At 69.7% G+C, this 16,062-nt stretch carries 16 protein-coding genes; 8 read left to right on the top strand and 8 right to left on the bottom strand.

Features of this window, described 5'->3' with window-relative positions:
- The first annotated feature begins 73 nt into the window (after positions 1–73).
- The 5 genes from ACQPZX_RS13800 to ACQPZX_RS13820 are packed head-to-tail and all read left to right on the top strand — an operon-like array spanning position 74 to position 4,975.
- Positions 74–1,189, top strand: a complete 1,116-nt coding sequence (locus ACQPZX_RS13800; protein WP_433379618.1) for a TIGR03364 family FAD-dependent oxidoreductase — start codon at positions 74–76, stop codon at positions 1,187–1,189.
- Positions 1,190–1,192: 3 nt separating this feature from the next.
- A complete protein-coding gene (locus ACQPZX_RS13805; protein WP_433385224.1) occupies positions 1,193–2,242 on the top strand; it encodes a 2-aminoethylphosphonate ABC transporter substrate-binding protein in 1,050 nt (349 codons plus the stop codon).
- Between the two features lie 9 nt (positions 2,243–2,251).
- Positions 2,252–3,298, top strand: coding sequence for an ABC transporter ATP-binding protein (locus tag ACQPZX_RS13810; protein ID WP_433379621.1), 1,047 nt, complete (start codon positions 2,252–2,254; stop codon positions 3,296–3,298).
- Complete coding sequence (locus tag ACQPZX_RS13815) at positions 3,295–4,194, top strand: 2-aminoethylphosphonate ABC transporter permease subunit (RefSeq protein ID WP_433379624.1); 900 nt, start codon at positions 3,295–3,297, stop codon at positions 4,192–4,194. The genes ACQPZX_RS13810 and ACQPZX_RS13815 overlap by 4 nt, the downstream gene beginning before the upstream one ends.
- Positions 4,178–4,975: an ABC transporter permease gene (locus ACQPZX_RS13820; RefSeq protein WP_433379627.1), complete on the top strand. Its 798-nt coding sequence runs from the start codon at positions 4,178–4,180 to the stop codon at positions 4,973–4,975. The genes ACQPZX_RS13815 and ACQPZX_RS13820 overlap by 17 nt, the downstream gene beginning before the upstream one ends.
- On the opposite strand, the gene ACQPZX_RS13825 is transcribed toward ACQPZX_RS13820, so the two are convergent.
- From ACQPZX_RS13825 to ACQPZX_RS13855, 7 genes are all read right to left on the bottom strand, one after another.
- Entirely contained in the window at positions 4,960–5,493 is a 534-nt protein-coding gene (locus ACQPZX_RS13825; RefSeq protein ID WP_433379630.1) for an HD domain-containing protein, read from the bottom strand. The two genes, ACQPZX_RS13820 and ACQPZX_RS13825, sit on opposite strands and share 16 nt — an antisense overlap.
- 95 nt (positions 5,494–5,588) lie before the next feature.
- Complete coding sequence (locus ACQPZX_RS13830; RefSeq protein WP_433379633.1) at positions 5,589–5,792, bottom strand: cold-shock protein; 204 nt, start codon at positions 5,790–5,792, stop codon at positions 5,589–5,591.
- A 338-nt stretch (positions 5,793–6,130) separates the two neighbouring features.
- Positions 6,131–6,340 carry a hypothetical protein gene (locus ACQPZX_RS13835; RefSeq protein WP_433379636.1) on the bottom strand — a complete coding sequence of 70 codons (210 nt, stop codon included), beginning with the start codon at positions 6,338–6,340 and terminating at the stop codon, positions 6,131–6,133.
- Between the two features lie 34 nt (positions 6,341–6,374).
- Positions 6,375–7,616, bottom strand: a complete 1,242-nt coding sequence (locus ACQPZX_RS13840; protein ID WP_433379639.1) for an alpha-hydroxy acid oxidase — start codon at positions 7,614–7,616, stop codon at positions 6,375–6,377.
- Positions 7,617–7,722: 106 nt separating this feature from the next.
- On the bottom strand, positions 7,723–9,378 hold the full coding sequence (locus tag ACQPZX_RS13845; RefSeq protein ID WP_433379642.1) for a cellulose binding domain-containing protein: 1,656 nt from the start codon (positions 9,376–9,378) through the stop codon (positions 7,723–7,725).
- A gap of 11 nt (positions 9,379–9,389) precedes the next feature.
- The gene (locus tag ACQPZX_RS13850) at positions 9,390–11,096 is read right to left on the bottom strand and encodes a cellulose binding domain-containing protein (protein WP_433379645.1); all 1,707 of its coding nucleotides are present in this window, start codon (positions 11,094–11,096) and stop codon (positions 9,390–9,392) included.
- A gap of 201 nt (positions 11,097–11,297) precedes the next feature.
- Positions 11,298–12,638 carry an aminomethyl transferase family protein gene (locus tag ACQPZX_RS13855; protein ID WP_433379648.1) on the bottom strand — a complete coding sequence of 447 codons (1,341 nt, stop codon included), beginning with the start codon at positions 12,636–12,638 and terminating at the stop codon, positions 11,298–11,300.
- Positions 12,639–12,732: 94 nt separating this feature from the next.
- Here ACQPZX_RS13855 and ACQPZX_RS13860 point away from each other — a divergent pair, with 94 nt between their 5' ends.
- Complete coding sequence (locus tag ACQPZX_RS13860; protein WP_433379651.1) at positions 12,733–13,710, top strand: ABC transporter substrate-binding protein; 978 nt, start codon at positions 12,733–12,735, stop codon at positions 13,708–13,710.
- Here ACQPZX_RS13860 and ACQPZX_RS13865 read toward each other — a convergent pair.
- Positions 13,707–14,189 carry a MarR family winged helix-turn-helix transcriptional regulator gene (locus tag ACQPZX_RS13865; protein ID WP_433379654.1) on the bottom strand — a complete coding sequence of 161 codons (483 nt, stop codon included), beginning with the start codon at positions 14,187–14,189 and terminating at the stop codon, positions 13,707–13,709. The genes ACQPZX_RS13860 and ACQPZX_RS13865 overlap by 4 nt on opposite strands.
- 90 nt (positions 14,190–14,279) lie before the next feature.
- Between ACQPZX_RS13865 and pabB the strand changes: the two genes are divergently transcribed.
- Positions 14,280–15,446 (top strand): aminodeoxychorismate synthase component I, encoded by a 1,167-nt coding sequence (gene pabB / locus ACQPZX_RS13870; protein WP_433379657.1) that lies wholly within the window; start codon positions 14,280–14,282, stop codon positions 15,444–15,446.
- Entirely contained in the window at positions 15,443–15,997 is a 555-nt protein-coding gene (gene folE / locus ACQPZX_RS13875; RefSeq protein WP_433379660.1) for a GTP cyclohydrolase I FolE, read from the top strand. Before pabB ends, folE begins: the two co-directional genes overlap by 4 nt.
- Positions 15,998–16,062: the final 65 nt, after the last annotated feature.

Genomic DNA, 16,062 nt, shown 5'->3' on the forward strand with positions numbered 1-16,062 from the left:
ACGGGTAAACGCTCGCGGTCTAGCTGGCCGCGCGTCTTGACCCGGCGGAACGGCCCGGTCGAGCATGCTTGTCATGACAAGTCCCCGCCCCTACGACGTGCTGATCGTCGGCGCCGGTGTCGTCGGTCTCGGCCATGCCGTGCACGCCCTGGCCCGTGGCGCCCGCGTCGCCGTGGTCGAACGCAATCCGCGGGCGATCGGCGCGTCGGTGCGCAACTTCGGCCATGGCTGCGTGACCGGCCAGGCCGGCGACGCGCTCCGCTACGCGATGGCGGCGCGGCGGGACTGGTTGCGGCTGTCCAAGGAGGCGGGCTTCTGGATCCGCGACGCCGGCACCGTCGTGGTGGCGCGGGCCGATGACGAGTACGAGGTGCTCGAGGACTTCCACGCCGAGCGCGGCGACGACGTCGTCCTGCTCGACGCCGCGGCCGTACGGGGTCGCGTGCCGGTCGCCGGGGATGTCGTCGGCGGCGCATGGCTCCCCCTGGACCTGCGTGTCGACGCCCGGGAAGCGGTCGGGTCGATCGCGGCCTGGCTCGCCGGCCGGGGAGTCGACTTCCACTGGTCGACCTCGGTGCACGGCGTCGAGGGCGACACCGTCCGCACCAGCCGTGGCGCCTTGCGGGCGGCCGACGTCGTCGTCGCGGTCGGTCACGACGTCGACCGGCTCTACCCGGAGGTGGCGGCCGGGCACGAAGTGCTCCGGTGCGCCCTGCACATGCTCGAACTGGACGACCCGGCACACACCACGGTCGACCCGGCCGTGCTCACCGGCTGGTCGCTCCTGCGCTACGACGGTTTCGCCGTCAGCCCGGCCCTCGAGCGCGTGCGGGAGCGGCTGGCGTCGGCCGACCCGGCCGGCGTCGAGGCCGGGCTCAACCTCATGTTCACCCAGCGACCGACCGGCGAGATCGTCTTCGGCGACACGCACGACTACGCCGACGCGATCCCGCCCTTCCGCGCCGAGCAGCGCGACGAGTTGCTGCTCAGCCACGCCCGCCGGCTCTTCGGCAGCGATGCCCTCCGGATCCGCGCGCGCTGGCGGGGCGTCTACGCCTCGGCGCCCCAGCCCTTCCTCATCGAGACCCCGACCCCCGGCGTGCACGTCGTCTCCGTCACCGCCGGCATCGGCATGACCACGGCCTTCGGCCTGGCCGAGCACGTAGTCGAGAACCTTCCCACCCCCTGAGGACTGACTGCCATGAAGATTCGACTTCTCATCACCGTCCTTGCCGCCGCGTCGCTCGCCGCCTGCGGTGGCACCGGCGGCGACACCCCTGCCGGCAGCTCCGGCTCGAGCGGCGGCGCCGTCACCGTCTACAGCGCCGACGGCCTCGCCGACTGGTACAAGCCGCAGTTCGATGCGTTCACCAAAAGCACCGGCGTCAAGGTCAACTACGTCGAGGCCGGCTCCAGCGAGGTCGTCAGCCGGATCGAGAAGGAGCGCTCGAACCCGCAGGCCGACGTGCTCATCACGCTGCCGCCGTTCATCCAGCAGGCCGACAAGGACGGCATGCTGGGCGACCTGGGGGTGGACACCGCGGCCGTCCCGGCGACCGACAAGGCGGCCAACGGGCACTGGACCGCGCTGGTCAACAACTACTCGTGCTTCATCGTCAGCACCAAGCAGACGACCCCGCCGAAGACCTGGGACGACCTGCTGGCGGCCACCTACAAGGGCAAGCTGCAGTACTCGACCCCCGGCCAGGCCGGCGACGGCACCGCCGTGCTGATCCTGCTCCAGCACGTCATGGGCAAGGACGGCGCCCTCGCGTACCTGAAGAAGCTGCAGGCCAACAACGTCGGCCCGTCCTCCTCGACCGGCAAGCTGCAGCCCAAGGTCTCCTCCGGCTCGCTGGTCGTGGCCAACGGCGACCTGCAGATGAACCTGGCCTCGATCAGCAACGACAAGTCGGCCTTCACGGTGTTCTTCCCGGCCGAGGCGGGCAAGGCGCCGCAGACCGTCGCCCTCCCGTACGCGATGGGCCTGACCGCCAACGCGCCGCAGGCCGCCAACGGCAAGAAGCTGATGGAGTTCCTGCTCTCCGCCGACGCCCAGAAGGCAGTGTCGTCGGCGGCCTTCGGCATCCCGGTGCGCAGCGACGTCACCCCCACCGACGAGAACTTCGCCGCCGTCCAGAAGGCCGTCAAGGGCGTCGAGGTCTACCACCCGGACTGGGACGCGGTGCTCGCCGAGCTCGACGCCGACGTGGCCGCCTATAACAACGCGACCGCGAGCTGAGTGACGACGATGCCCGAGGCCATCCGCTTCGACGACGCCTGCGTCGACTACGGTCGCACGAGAGCGCTGACCGACTTCTCCCTGACCGTCGATGCCGGTGAGACGGTGGCGCTGCTCGGGCCGTCCGGATCCGGCAAGTCGACCGCCCTGAAGGCGCTGGCCGGCTTCGAACGTCTCACGTCCGGCCGGGTGTCCGTGGCCGGCCGGGACGTCACCGGGCTGCCGCCGTACGAGCGGGGCCTCGGCATCGTCGTCCAGCAGTACGCCCTCTTCCCGCACATGCGGGTCGCCGACAACGTGGCCTTCGGTCTGCGTGCCCGCCGGGTGCGCCGGTCGGAGGCGGCGACCCGGGTCACCGAGGTGCTGGAGATGGTCGGCATGGCGGGGTACGCCCGCCGCTACCCGGGCGAGCTCTCCGGTGGCCAGCAGCAGCGGGTCGCGATCGCCCGCGCCCTGGCGATCTCGCCGCAGGTGCTGCTCCTCGACGAGCCGCTGTCCGCCCTGGACGCCAAGCTGCGCCAGGACATGATCGGCGAGCTGCAGCGGCTCCGGATCGACCTGCCCGACATCGCCATGCTCTACGTGACCCACGACCAGGTGGAAGCGCTGAGCCTGGCCGAGCGCATCGTGGTCATGCACGACGGCCGGATCGTGGACGCCGGTCCGGCGGGCGGGCTGTACCGGCAGCCACCGTCGTCGTTCACCGCTTCCTTCCTCGGTGACGCCAACCTCGTGCCGGCCACCGTGGTCGGCGCCGGGCTGGTCCGGGCCGGTGCTGTCACCGTACGATGCCCGACTGCTGGTTTTGATCTTGATGACCCGACGCTGCTCTGCTTGCGGCCGCATGAGCTCGGCATCGGGGACGGCTGGTCCGGGCGGCTCACCGCGGTGCAGTGGCGGGGCGCCAACTATCGCCTCTCGGTGGATCTCGACGGGCTCGGGCCGCTGCGCGTGGACGTCGGCTCGGTGAGCACGCTGCCCGAGGTCGGGCACCCCATCTCGATCACCGCGGCCGAGGGCGCCGGGGTGCTGGTGCCGGACGGGGTGCGGGCATGACCATCGCGCTGGAGACCACCGCGCCCGGCGACACCACGGTCCGCGTCCGGCGACGACCGGCGCTCGGCGGGATCAGCCTCGTCGGGCCGCTCGCCGTGCTCGGCCTGCTGTTCATCTATCCGCTGGTCACCGTGGTGCAGCAGTCGTTCCAGGATCGGCTCGGCCGGCCCGCCGGCGCGGTCGCCTGGCAGACCGTGCTGCGTTCGGCCGCGTTCCGCGAAGGCCTGGTCAACACGATCACGACCGCGATCGGCGCGACGATCGGCTGCGTCCTGCTCGGCACCTTCATCGCGATCGTGCTCGCTTTCGTGCCGTTCCCCGGCTCGGCGGCGGTGTCCCGGCTGACCACGGTGATCCTGGCGTTCCCGTCGTTCTTCATCGCTCTCTCGTTCGCCGTCCTCTACGGCCGGGTGGGCGTGCTCAGCTCGGTGATCGAGGGCCTCACGGGGCGGCCGGAGGCGCTCGGCGGGTTCATCTACACACGCTGGGCTGTCCTGCTCGCCGAGATCACGTTCTACACGCCGTTCGTCGTCCGCCCGGTCCTCGCCGCCTGCCAGCGGATGCCGATCGAGCAGTTGCGGGTCGCGTCGAGCCTGGGCGCGCGGCCCTGGACGGTGACCCGCCGGGTGCTGCTGCCCGAGCTGCTGCCCTCGATCGTCGCCGGCGCGAGCCTGTGCCTGATGCTCACGCTCAACGAGTTCGGCATCGTGCTGTTCATCGGCGCCAAGGGCGTGATCACGCTGCCGGTGCTGATCTACACCAAGGGCATCGTCGCCTTCGACTACCCCTCGGCGGCCGTGCTCGCCTGCGTTCAGGTCGCACTATCGCTGATTCTGTACGTGTCGGGGCGCGTGCTCGCCGCGCGGATCGGAGGCCGTCGTGCTGCTCTGGACTGATCGCGGCCGGCGTGCCGTCGTCGCCCTGTTCGCCGTCGTCGTATTCGTGCTCCTGGTGGCGCCGCTGCTCGTGGTGCTGGTCGCGTCGCTCGCCCGCAGCTGGAACGGCGTGCTTCCGTCGTCGCTGACCGGCGCCCATCTGCAAGAGGCCCTCGACGCGGAGAACCTGGCGAGCCTGTCCACCAGCATCCAGACGGCGCTGATCGCCGGCCTGGCCGCCGTGGTGGTCGGCGCCTGGGCGGCCCTGGCGACCGATCGCCTGCCGCGGCGGCTGCGCGCCACCAGCGACGCGCTGTTCCACCTGCCCCTCGCCGTGCCGAGCGTGGTTCTCGGCTTCGGCATGCTGGTCGCGTTCAGCCGGCAGCCGATCCTGCTCAACGGCACGAAATGGATCGTGATCGCCGTGCAGACCATGCTGGTGCTCGCGTTCGCCTACAGCACCGTGTCCGCGGCCCTGCAACGCCTGGACCGGCATCTGCTCGACGTCGCCGCGAGCCTCGGCGCCCGGCCGGCTCGTGTCCTGACCCGGGTGACGCTGCCGCTGCTGCTGCCGTCGATCACGGCGGCCGCCGCGCTGGCCGTGGCCCTGTGCATGGGCGAGCTCGGCGCGACGATCATGGTCTATCCGGCGAGCTGGCGGACCATGCCGGTCAGCATCTTCGCGTTGTCCGACCGCGGCGACGTGTTCGGCGCCAGCGCCGACACTTTGCTGCTGCTGGTCGCGACCGGCCTGCTGCTCCTGGGAATCGGCCGGATCCGGGTGGGTCAGCGGCGGACGTAGTCGTGGATCCGCGGGATCCAGGTCGCCAGGCCCGGCACGGCCCGACCGACCACCTTCGCGTCCTCATCGGCCCGCCGCAGCGCGATCGCCGCGGCGGCCTCCGGCCCGGCGGCGAAGGCCGTGACCTCGTCCGGCGTCATGACGTCGCCCTGCCGGGCGAGGCTGAGCCGGCTGGCCTCGGAGAGCTCGTAGTCCTCGGTCGCGGCCAGGTACCGCTTGGCCGCGACATGCAGGCCGACCAGATCGGCCACCCGGTCGCCGAAAAGCGGCCGCACCGCCTCGGCGCCGGTCCGTGCGTGATCGGGATCGTCGCCCCCGACGGCGTGACCGATGTCGTGGACCAGCCCAGCCAGCTGCAGGCCGAGGTCGCCCGGATAGCGGCCGCGCAGGATGTCGGCGCACTGCAGGCCGTGCGCGAGCAGGTCGACCGGATCGCCGAGCGGCGGCGGCGCGTCGAAGACGCCGTCGAGCGCCGCGAACGACTTGGCGAAGGCATCGACATCCGTGAAGGCGATCATGCGGCAAGCGTACGGCGGCGCCGGCGAATTCCCGGAAACACCGAAACGGCGGCCCGCTGAACCAGTCGGGCCGCCGTTCCGGCAAAAAGCGTGGATCAGAGCGCGCGGATGTTTTCCGCCTGCAGGCCCTTTTGGCCCTGGGTGATGTCGAACTCCACCCGCTGGTTTTCGTCGAGGCTGCGGAAACCGCTCGCCGAGATCGCGGAGAAGTGGGCGAAGACGTCGGGGCCGCCGCCGTCCTGGCTGATGAAGCCGAAGCCCTTGTCGCCGTTGAACCACTTCACGGTGCCTGTAGCCATGTCTGCTCCTTCGCAGGCTGTTCGAGAATGCCTTGTGCAGACTCGTACGCCGCCGCGTTGATCACCCGCGCCGAAACGACACGAAAAACGAAAAAGCGCCTGGATAGGCTCAGATAACCCATCAGGCGCCGGAAACGTCTACGGAAATCAAAACTGCAACGCCGCAAAGTTAGCACAGAATTTGTCGCAAGACGCGCTGATTGGCAATGCGTGACCCCCGTCACAACCGGCCATCGCCGGATGGTGCGAGTAGGGTTGGCGCCACTGGCTGGACCGCCAACACCAGAGGAGACACGTCAACTTTGCGCGAGCCCACCAAGTCTCTTCGGGAGAAGGGCTCAGAAAGTTTCCACGCCGCGCTCGCCGCGATCTTGGCTGCTGGCCTCGACGCCGCTCTCGAAGCGGAGGACTACCCGCGAGCGGTTCGCTTCATCAATCGCGGCTTCGCCGAAGGCACGCCGCAGCTGGGCTGCGACCTCCTCTGCCGGGCCATGGCGTTCGTCGGGCCGGCCCGGACGTGGACCGTCCAGCTTGCTCCTCTCGCCCATGTGCGACCACGATCCGTCCCGCAAGGCGCTGCTTTCAGCGAGGTGGGTGGGCCGGGACCAGCCGGACCAGCTGGGTGACGTGCCGCGGGGTGAGCTCCTCGAGGCTGTGCGCGCCGAGCAGCTTCATGGTGCGGATTATCTGCTCGGTGAGGATCTGGATGGTGCGGTCGACGCCGGGGCGGCCGCCGGCCATCAGGCCGTAGAGGTAGGCGCGGCCGATCAGGGTGAACTTGGCACCGAGCGCGATGCAGGCGACGATGTCGGCGCCGTTCATGATGCCGGTGTCGACGGTGACCTCGACGTCGGCGCCGACCTCGCGGACGACGGCGGGCAGCAGATGGAACGGGATCGGGGCTCGGTCGAGCTGGCGGCCGCCGTGGTTGGACAGCACGATGCCGTCGACACCGAAGTCGGTCAGCTTGCGGGCGTCCTCGACGGTCTGCACGCCCTTGACGGCGAGCTTGCCGGGCCACATCTCGCGGATGATGCGCAGGTCCTCGTAGCTGATGGTGGGATCCATCGCGGCGTCGAGCAGCTCGCCGACGGTGCCGCCGGTGGAGGACAGCGAGGCGAACTCGAGCTTGGGCGTGGTGAGGAAGTCGTACCACCACCAGGGGCGCGGGATGGCGTTGCCGATGGTGCGCAGGCTCAGCTGCGGCGGGATCGAGAAGCCGTTGCGCTTGTCGCGCAGCCGGGCGCCGGCCACGGGCGTGTCCACGGTGAAGAAGAGCGTGTCAAACCCCGCTTTGGCGGCGCGCTCGACCAACGCGTACGAAATCTCGCGTTTTTTCATGACGTAGAGCTGGAACCAGTTGCGCCCGGTGGGGTTGGCCTCCCGGACGGTCTCGATGCTGGTGGTGCCGAGGGTGGACAGGCAGAACGGGATCCCGGCGGCGGCCGCGGCGGTCGCGCCGGCGGTCTCGCCCTCGGTCTGCATGAGCCGGGTGAAGCCGGTGGGCGCGATGCCGAAGGGCAGCGCGGAGGAACCGCCGAAGACGGTGGTGGAGGTGTCGACGTTGGCGACGTCGCGCAGGACGTTGGGGTGGAATTCGACGTCCTGAAAAGCCTGGCGGGCGCGCGACAGCGACAACTCGCCCTCGGCGGCGCCGTCGGTGTAATCGAACGCGGCCCGGGGAGTGCGGCGCTTGGCGATCGCCCGCAGGTCTTCGATGGTCAGCGCGGCGTCGAGACGCCGCTTGCGGGCGTCGAGCTGCGGCTTCTTGAAGCGCATGAGCTCGAAGATCTCGGCGGGCTTGGGGATTTGTCGCTGGACCACCGGTGCCTCCTCGAACGCTGACGGGGACTATAGCGAGCGCACCACGATCCCGCGGCGTTCGGCAAGCCCGCCGGTCCAGGGGTGGACCGGCGAACCCGCGGATGGCCTAGGGATACTGGTTGTCGAGCAGGCCGTTGAGGTACTTCTCCACGTTGGTGTAGCCGGTCTTGTCGAAATCGCCGCCGGCGTCGTTGGCGGACGGGTTCAGGCCGTACTTGGTCTCCCAGGCGTCCGGCATGCCGTCGCGGTCGGTGTCGGCCTTCGGCGTGCCGCCCGCCAGGGTGCCGTAGCCGCTGTTGCCCAGGCCGGTGGCGCTCTGGTTCGACCACAGGTCGCCCTTGGCGCCCAGCGACGTCACGTCGGCCACCACGAGCTTGTCCACGTCGTCGCGGGGAACGGCGCCGGCCTTCGCGATCACGTCGGCGTAACCGGCCGCGGCGCCCAGCGTGGGAATGCTGGCGGTGGTGGGCGAGAACGGCGCGGTCAGCTCGGTGGCGCCGCCGCGGACGCCGGCCGCCGAGCCGTTCAGCGCGCCGTCCTTGTTGCTGTCCAGCCAGTTGTCCTTGTTGTAGATCTGCTGGTTGCCGGTTTGGTAGTAGTAGTTGGAGGCGCTGGTGGTGCGCGGGCCGGTGATGAAGTAGTTCCCGACCACGTCGTGCAGGAAGTGCCCGCTGGAGTTCCCGGCGGTGTAGCCGGCCTGGTAGTTGTAGACCACGTTGTTGACGAACTGGGTGTTCGCCTTGGCCAGCGGGTTGCGGTTGTGCGAGTTGGCCCAGAGGTTGCGCCACCAGGTGTAGGGCCCGGTCTCGGTGTGCGCGCCGAACTGCTGGCCGATCGGGTCGGCGTCGATCGAGTACTGCACGGTGATGTTCGAGGCGCGGACGGCGTCGATGTTGTTCCAGGCGCCGAACTCGATCGACACGTGGTCGAAGATCAGGTTGCTGGCGTCCAGCCAGTTGATGCCGCTGTTCTTCTGGTCGGCGTCCTGGGTGCCCATGCGGAACCGGAAGTTGCGGACGATGACGTTGGTCCCGCTGTTGAAGGAGACCTCGCCGCCCTGCACGCCGACGCCGCCGCCCGGCGCGGTCTGCCCGGCGATGGTGATGTTGCTGTGCACCAGCACGGTCGAGGACAGCTTGATGTAGCCGCCGACGTCGAAGACGACGATCCGGTTGTTGGCGCTGACCGCGTCGCGGAAGGAGCCCGAGCCGGAGTCGTTGAGGTTGGTGACGTGGTAGACCGTGCCGCCGCGGCCGCCCGTGGCCGCCGCGCCGTAGCCGACCGCCGTCGGGAACGCCTTCACCGGCCCACTAGGGGGAGGCGGGGTGGTGGTCGGTGGTGTCGTGGTCGGTGTCGTGCCGCCGGTGCAGGCCGTTCCGTTGAGGGTGAAGGCATTCGGTACCGGGTTGCTGCCGGTCCAGGTGCCGTTGAAACCGACCTCGACCGACGCCCCCGTACCGATCACGGCGGTGTAGTCGGCGTTGGTGGCCACCACCGAGCCCGAGGCCGGGCTGGCGGTGAAGCCCCAGGACTGCGTGATGGTCTGCCCGGCCGGGAAGGTCCAGCCGAGCCGCCACCCGTTGATCGGGTCGCCGAGGTTGTGGATGGTGATGGCGGCGGTGAATCCGCCGGTCCACTGCGAGCTCACCCGATAGTCCACCTGGCACCCGGCGGCCGCCCGGGCGGTGGTGGCGACCGCGACGGACGCGAGGACGGAAAGGGAAGCGACGGCGGCGGCCGCGACGGCTCGTTTGCGGTTCATGGACGTCCTCCTCACGCGCTGGTGCAGGTCAGGGCCGGCGTCGTGGCCGTGCCGGTGGCAAGGAAGCCGAAGGTGGTCGACGCCGAGGCGGCCAGAGCGCCGTTGTAGGACTCGTTGGCCACCGTCACGGCCGTGCCGCTGGTGGTGAGCTTGCCGTTCCAGACCTGGCTGATGGCCTGGCCGCTGCCGAGAGTCCACCGCACGTTCCAGCCGCTGATGGCCGAGCTGCCGGCCGTCACGGTCACCTCACCCTGGAAGCCGCCGTCCCACGTGTTGGTGATCCGGTAGGCCGCGCCACAAGCGCCGGCGGGCGGCGTCGTGAGCGGAGTGGTCGGCGGGGGTGTGATGGAGGTGATGGGCGGGCTGCCCTGAGCCGCGTAGTCGAGGTACTCCTCGATGTTGCGGAAGCCGTCGCCGTCCGCGTCGCCGTTGTGGTCGTCGGACGCCGGGTTCAGGCCGCTGGCCGACTCCCACGCGTTGGGCATGCCGTCCCGATCGGTGTCCCAGCCACTCGGGCTGCTCACCTGCGCGGCGTTCCACAAGTTGTTCCACTCCGTGGAGTTCGGGTTGTTGATGACCCCGCCGCTCGTGTTCTTGGTTTCGCTGACGACGCGGGTGTCGACGGCGTCCCGCGACCAGTAGAAGGCGCCGGCGTTGGCCAGCACCCGGGTCAGGGCCGCACCCGCCGATTCATTGGTCATATTCGGTACGGCGAACCGCGCCGACTTGTGCGTAGGCACGCCGGTGTACCGGTCCCACGCGATGTCCACCCCGTTGGTCAGGTTCGCGTCGCCGTCGTAGTCGGCCCGGTTCCCCGAGATGTAGGCGCTGGTGCCGGTCTCCCCGGTGTAGACCTCCGGGCTGCTGGAGTTCTGCCGCAGGTAGGTGTTGCCGACGAAGTTCGCGTTGGCCAGCTGGTTCTCGCCGCTGTACCCCTTGCCCTCGAAGATGACGTTGTTGCTCCACTCCACGTTGTTGACCGCGCCGGTCTCGTTGCCGAGCCGGGGCAGGCGGCTGAGGTGGTGGGCGAACAGGTTGTGGTGGTAGGCGATGTTCGATCCGGTCACGTCGCTGCCGACCAGCGCGCCGTAGCTGTGGCCCTTGTAGTTCAGCCCGTCCGACACGACGGCGTACTGCACCGTCACCTGCCCGGCGGCGTCGCTGGTGCTGATCCCCTCGTCGTCGGCCCAGCTGACCGACACGTGGTCGACGATGACGTTGTCACCGGTGATCCAGATGCCGTCGTTGGTCGCGGTCTCCGGGTTGGCCTGGTCCTTGCCGGGACGGAACTTCACGTGCCGCAGGATGATGTTCTTGCCGGTGACCTTGGTGGCCTGGCCCATGATCGTGATGCCTGGCTTCGGCGCGGTCTGCCCGGCGATGGTCAGGTTGCTCGAGTTGATCGTCAGCCAGCCCTGCCGCCCGGCGGGGGAGAGCTTGATCGTGCCGGCCACGTCGAAGACGATCGTCCGCCCGCCGCTCGGGGCGTTGTTGATGCCGTACCGCAGCGACCCGGCGGCCGGGCTGCTCGCGTTGTCGGTGAGGTTGGTGACGTGGTAGACGTCGCCGCCCCGGCCGCCGGTGGCGTACATGGCCGGGCCGGCGGCGCCCGGGAACGCGGCCACGGTGGCGGCGCTGGCGGAGGGGCTGGTCGCGATCAGGCCGGCGAGGACGAGGGCGCCGGCCGCCGCGGCGGACAGGAGAGTTCGTGAGGACATCTTGGGAGCGCTCCCATAGTCGACGTGTTTCTGTCGTAGATGTCTGATCTCCTCGCGGATAACACGTTCGGGGCGATAAATTCACCAACTTCAATCAAAGAGGCTCCGGAGTCAGCGCAAGCTGCTGCGTGGGCGCGCCGGGGCACGCCACCGACGACACGGATTTATCGGCGGCGCGCCCCGGCGCGGCTGGGGGAGGGGTCAGTGCCCCTGCGGGTACGGCCGGTCGATGACCGTGCCCCGGACGCGGGTCTGGGTGTGGCGCTCGACGGCCGGGTTCGGGGAGCCGCCGTCCGGCTCGCCCCAGACGATATCGACCTGATCGCCGACGGCCGCCTCGGGCGCGATCGAGCCGAGGGAGATCCAGCCGCGCACGTTCGCGGAGTAGATGGTGAGCATGGCCGCGCCCACCAATGAGCCGTCCTTCTCGACGCGGTCGAATTGGCAGGCGGTGTAGAACGCGGCCGGCATCTCCAGGTACTTGAACCGCTCCGCGCCCGGGTTGTAGTAGCTGGCGACGATGCGCGCTACGTCGTCGCGGTCCCAGAGCACCCACGCCTTGCGCTTGTGCGGCTCGTCCTTGCGCGCCGCCAGGCCCTCACGGCCGATGTAGTCGTGGTCGTACTTGATGACGTGCCCATACCCGAGGTCCCACGGCGTCAGGTAGTAGTCCTCGATGTCGTCGGCGACCAGGCTGCCGCCCAGCGCGAGGTTGCCCTCGAACGAGCGCGCGGGCATCCACTGCCGGAAGGCCTTCATGTCGTCGCCGGTGTAGGTGGCCGGCAGCGTGTTGGCGATCCAGCCCGACTCGGTGGCCACCGACGCGTACGCCCGCGAACCGATCAGCCGCAGGCCGAAGGAAGCGCCGGCCTCGACGATCGTGTCGCGCACCGCCTCGAACTCGGCGTAGGGCCCGGTGAACTCGTACCCGGGGAAGCCGGACATGCGGTGGTTGAGCGCCCGGACCTCGTGGTTGCCGATCTTGAAGCGGCCCATGTGGAAGAACGGGATGTCGGGCATCGGCCCGCCGTTGACCTTCTCGAAGATCGCGGCGGCGTGCGGGCCCTGCAGCTGCAGGCGGAACAGCTCGCGGCCCTTCGGGTTCTGCACCGTACGCAGATCCTTGCGCACCTCGACGTCCCAGTCCCCGGTCTCCGCGTTGAACTCGACCCAGTTGAGCGCCGGGGGACGGCCGACGATGCGGACGTGGTGGTCGGCGATCCCGAACAGGATGCAGTCGCCGATCATGTAGCCGTCCGGCCGTACCGTGATCAGCTGCTTGGCGCTGTCCGTGCCGAAGCCCTTGAAGCTGTTGGCGCCGAGGCGCTCCAGCAGCCGGTACGTGTCCGGGCCCTGCACGATCAGGTCGGTCATGTGGTGCGACAGGTCCATCAGCGCCGCGCTCGTGCGCCAGGCCTCCTGCTCGTCGCGCCAGTTGGTGAACTCGGGCTGGATGGGGAACGGGTAGGCGCCGGAGCGCCCCTGCCGCAGCAGCTTCAGCGCGCCGCCGGCGTTGGTGATCTCTTCTTCGAGGCTGGCCATGGGCCGAAGTTATCAGTCATCTGAAAACTTTTGAAGACCTTGTAATGCGATAAGGCGCCTGGCATTGTGCCCAGCATCTCGGAAAGGAGAGGTCATGCACGCGCGTCTTCTGCTCACCATCGGCGTGGCCGCCATCCTCGCCACCGCCGGCTGCGGTGGCGGCTCGTCCAGCAACGACACCAGCGGGGATGCCCAGTCCGGGGCGCTCCCGCTGCGTATCGCCTACAACGCCAACGCCACCAACACGACCATCGTGGTGGCCGACCAGCAGGGTTTCTTCGCCAAGAACGGGCTCGACGTCACGCTCACCCCCACCCAGAACTCGGGCGCGCTGCTGCCCGCGGTCGGCAAGCAGTTCGACCTGGTCACGGTCACCCCGCCGTCACTGCTGCAGGCGGCGGCGCGGGGTCTCAAGCCGATCCTGGTCGCCGCGCAGAACGTCGAGAATGCCACCGACAAGCGCGACAGCTATGTGATCGGCGGCCCCGGGATCACCTCGATCGCCGCGCTCAAGGGCAAGGCGATCGGCGTGCCCGGGCTCAGCGGCAATCTCTACGAGGGCGCGGTCATCCTGCTGGACAAGGCCGGCCTCAAGAAGACCGACGTCAAGTTCCTGCAGGTGCCGTTCGCCGACATGGCCGCCGCGCTGAAGTCCGGCACCATCCAGGCCGCCGTCACGATCTTCCCGTTCAACGGCCAGATGCTCGGCCAGGGCGGGACCGACATCGGCAACCCGATGGACCTCACCGGCACCGGCGCCGACGCGCTCGCCGCGGGCTGGATGGGCAACGCCGACTGGGCCGCCAAGAACAAGGCGACCATCGACGCCTTCAACAAGGCCCAGGATGATGCCCTGGCCTGGATGAAGGCGAACGACGCCGCGGCCAAGCAGGTCCTCGTCAAGGACTTCAAGCTGCCCGACGCGGTGGCGGCGAAGTTCCCGATCACCCAGTGGGTGTCGTTCGAGCCCAAGGCCGCCTACCTGGAGCCGTGGATCGAGCCGATGAAGAAGGTCGGCGACCTGCCGGCCGGCTTCAGCACCCCGGCGAGCGAGCTGGTCTACCAGGGCTAGGCCCGGGCCACCGGCCACGCCCCCAGGTACTCCGGCTCCTCGCCCTCCAGGGAGACGGTCAGCTCGCGCAGCCGGGCGATCATCTCGTCGTGGGCGCCGTCGGGCAGCGCTTCGTCAAGCAGGCGGTCCACCTCCGCCATGCGGGCGCGCCCGTCGGCGACCCCGGCGAGGCCGGTCTCGGTGAGCTCGTGCAGGATCACCCGGCGATGCACCGGGTGCGGGAGTCGGCGCGCCCAGCCGAATTTCTCGAGATGGGCCAGCGCGGTGGTCACGCTCTGCGGCGTCATGTGGAAGCGGCGGGCGAGGTCGGAGGCCGACATCAGGCCGAGCTCGTCGAGGTGGACGGCCAGGCCGAGCTGGGTCACCGTCACGCCCAGGCCGTCGAGCGCGTCCTGAGCCTGGCGGTGCACGGCCTGCTGGGCGCGATAGAGCACGTAGGGCAGGCCGTCCTGCCAGCCCGGTGCGGCCGCCTTCGCCATCGTCGATCTCCGTTTCCTCAGCATCTGCTCAGCAATCTTATTATGTTTCAGGTCCTTTGAAAGTTTTCAGGTGCCTGTTAACTTCCTCTCATGACCGCCCGCTTCGACGACCTGACCACCGGCCGCGCGCTCGCCTTCCCGGCCCCCGACCGGGTGCTCGCCGCCGGCAGTCTCGCGGACGTCATCGGCGTACTCGATGAGGTTGATCTTGAAACCGCGAAGGGCGCGTGGGCCCACGGCTTCGTCTCCTACGACGCCGCCCCCGCCTTCGACCCGTCGCTCACGGTGCACCCGCCGGCCGCCGACGGTCCGCCCCTGGTCTGGTTCGGGCTCTCCGACCGCCACCCATTCCAACCCCAAGACCTTTCCTTTCGTACGCCTCCGTCAGCGCCCTGGGAACTGGAGTGGAGCGAGGGCGAACACGCCGGTGCGGTGGCCCGGATCCGCGAGCACATCGCGGCCGGCGACGTCTATCAGTGCAACCTGACCACGCGGCTGCGAACGCCGTACGCGTCGGATCCGCTTTTGCTTTATGGCGTCCTGGCCCAGGCTCAGCGCGCCGCGCACAACGCCTACCTCGACACCGGACGATTCGCCGTTGCCAGCGCGAGCCCGGAACTGTTCCTGGAATGGTCGGGCGACCGCCTGCGCACCAAGCCGATGAAGGGCACGGCGCGGCGATCGGCCGACCCGGTGACCGACGCGCGGAACGCGCGGACGTTGCGGGCCAGCCCCAAGGAACGCGCCGAGAACCTGATGATCGTCGATCTGATCCGCAACGACCTCGCGCGGGTGGCCGCCGTCGGCAGCGTCGACGTGCCGCGCCTGCTGACGCTGGAGCGGTATCCGACGGTCTGGACGATGACCTCCGAGGTGACCGCCCGGCTGCGGGCCGGGGTGGGGCTGGCCGGCGTCTTCGGCGCGATGTTCCCGTGCGGCTCGATCACCGGCGCGCCCAAGGCCCGCAGCATGCAGATCATCCGCGACGTCGAGGACGGCCCGCGCGGCGTCTACTGCGGCGCGATCGGCTGGGTCGCGCCGCCGTCGGCGCCGATCCGTGCCCGCTTCAACGTGGCCATCCGCACCGCCGTCGTGGATCGGGCCACGGACACGGCCACCTACGGCGCCGGCGGCGGCATCACCTGGGACTCCTCGCCCGCCGCCGAATGGGCCGAAGTGCTGGCCAAATCCGCGATCCTCGGCACCGTCTCGCCCCGCACCCTCTCGGCTCGCACCCTCTCGGAGAACCTGACATGACCATCGACCTGACCGCCGCCGAAAAGGCCGCCCGCGACTTCCTGAGCGCGCTCGACATCCCGACCGACGACGAGTCGATGGCCGACACCCCGAGGCGCATGGCCAAGGCGTACGCGGAATTCTTCACCCCGCGCCCGTTCGACCTGACCACGTTTCGCAACGACGACGGCTACGACGAGCTGGTGGTGGCCCGCGACATCCCGTTCCGGTCGGTGTGTGAGCACCACCTGCTCCCGTTCCACGGCCGGGCCGTCGTCGGATACCTCCCCGAGGGCCGCATCCTAGGCCTGTCGAAACTCGCCCGCGTCGTCGAGATGTTCGCGCTGCGCCCCCAGGTCCAGGAGCGCCTCACCAAGCAGATCGCCGACTGGCTCGACACCCAGCTGTCACCCAAGGGCGTCGGCGTGGTCCTGGAGGCCGAGCACACGTGCATGACCCTGCGCGGCGTCCAGGCCATCGGCTCCACCACGGTCACGTCGACCATGCTCGGCCGGCTGCGCAGCGATCCCCGGTCCCGCCAGGAGTTCCTCGCCGTGGCCCGCACCCGATAGGCCAGGACCTCGCTTCGCCCGCCGATAGGGCCGCTGACCTCGCCGGATGGCCGGTTTCGCGCCAC

Source organism: Actinoplanes sp. CA-142083 (genome assembly GCF_050942195.1).
Lineage (GTDB): Bacteria > Actinomycetota > Actinomycetes > Mycobacteriales > Micromonosporaceae > Actinoplanes.

Coding starts and splice junctions, on each gene's coding strand:
- ACQPZX_RS13800 (WP_433379618.1), top strand. CDS start 74: ATGACAAGTCCCCGCCCCTACGACGTGCTGATCGTCGGCGCCGGTGTC.
- ACQPZX_RS13810 (WP_433379621.1), top strand. CDS start 2,252: ATGCCCGAGGCCATCCGCTTCGACGACGCCTGCGTCGACTACGGTCGC.
- ACQPZX_RS13815 (WP_433379624.1), top strand. CDS start 3,295: ATGACCATCGCGCTGGAGACCACCGCGCCCGGCGACACCACGGTCCGC.
- ACQPZX_RS13825 (WP_433379630.1), bottom strand. CDS start 5,493: ATGATCGCCTTCACGGATGTCGATGCCTTCGCCAAGTCGTTCGCGGCG.
- ACQPZX_RS13830 (WP_433379633.1), bottom strand. CDS start 5,792: ATGGCTACAGGCACCGTGAAGTGGTTCAACGGCGACAAGGGCTTCGGC.
- ACQPZX_RS13835 (WP_433379636.1), bottom strand. CDS start 6,340: ATGGGCGAGAGGAGCAAGCTGGACGGTCCACGTCCGGGCCGGCCCGAC.
- ACQPZX_RS13845 (WP_433379642.1), bottom strand. CDS start 9,378: ATGAACCGCAAACGAGCCGTCGCGGCCGCCGCCGTCGCTTCCCTTTCC.
- ACQPZX_RS13850 (WP_433379645.1), bottom strand. CDS start 11,096: ATGTCCTCACGAACTCTCCTGTCCGCCGCGGCGGCCGGCGCCCTCGTC.
- ACQPZX_RS13855 (WP_433379648.1), bottom strand. CDS start 12,638: ATGGCCAGCCTCGAAGAAGAGATCACCAACGCCGGCGGCGCGCTGAAG.
- ACQPZX_RS13860 (WP_433379651.1), top strand. CDS start 12,733: ATGCACGCGCGTCTTCTGCTCACCATCGGCGTGGCCGCCATCCTCGCC.
- ACQPZX_RS13865 (WP_433379654.1), bottom strand. CDS start 14,189: ATGGCGAAGGCGGCCGCACCGGGCTGGCAGGACGGCCTGCCCTACGTG.
- pabB (WP_433379657.1), top strand. CDS start 14,280: ATGACCGCCCGCTTCGACGACCTGACCACCGGCCGCGCGCTCGCCTTC.
- folE (WP_433379660.1), top strand. CDS start 15,443: ATGACCATCGACCTGACCGCCGCCGAAAAGGCCGCCCGCGACTTCCTG.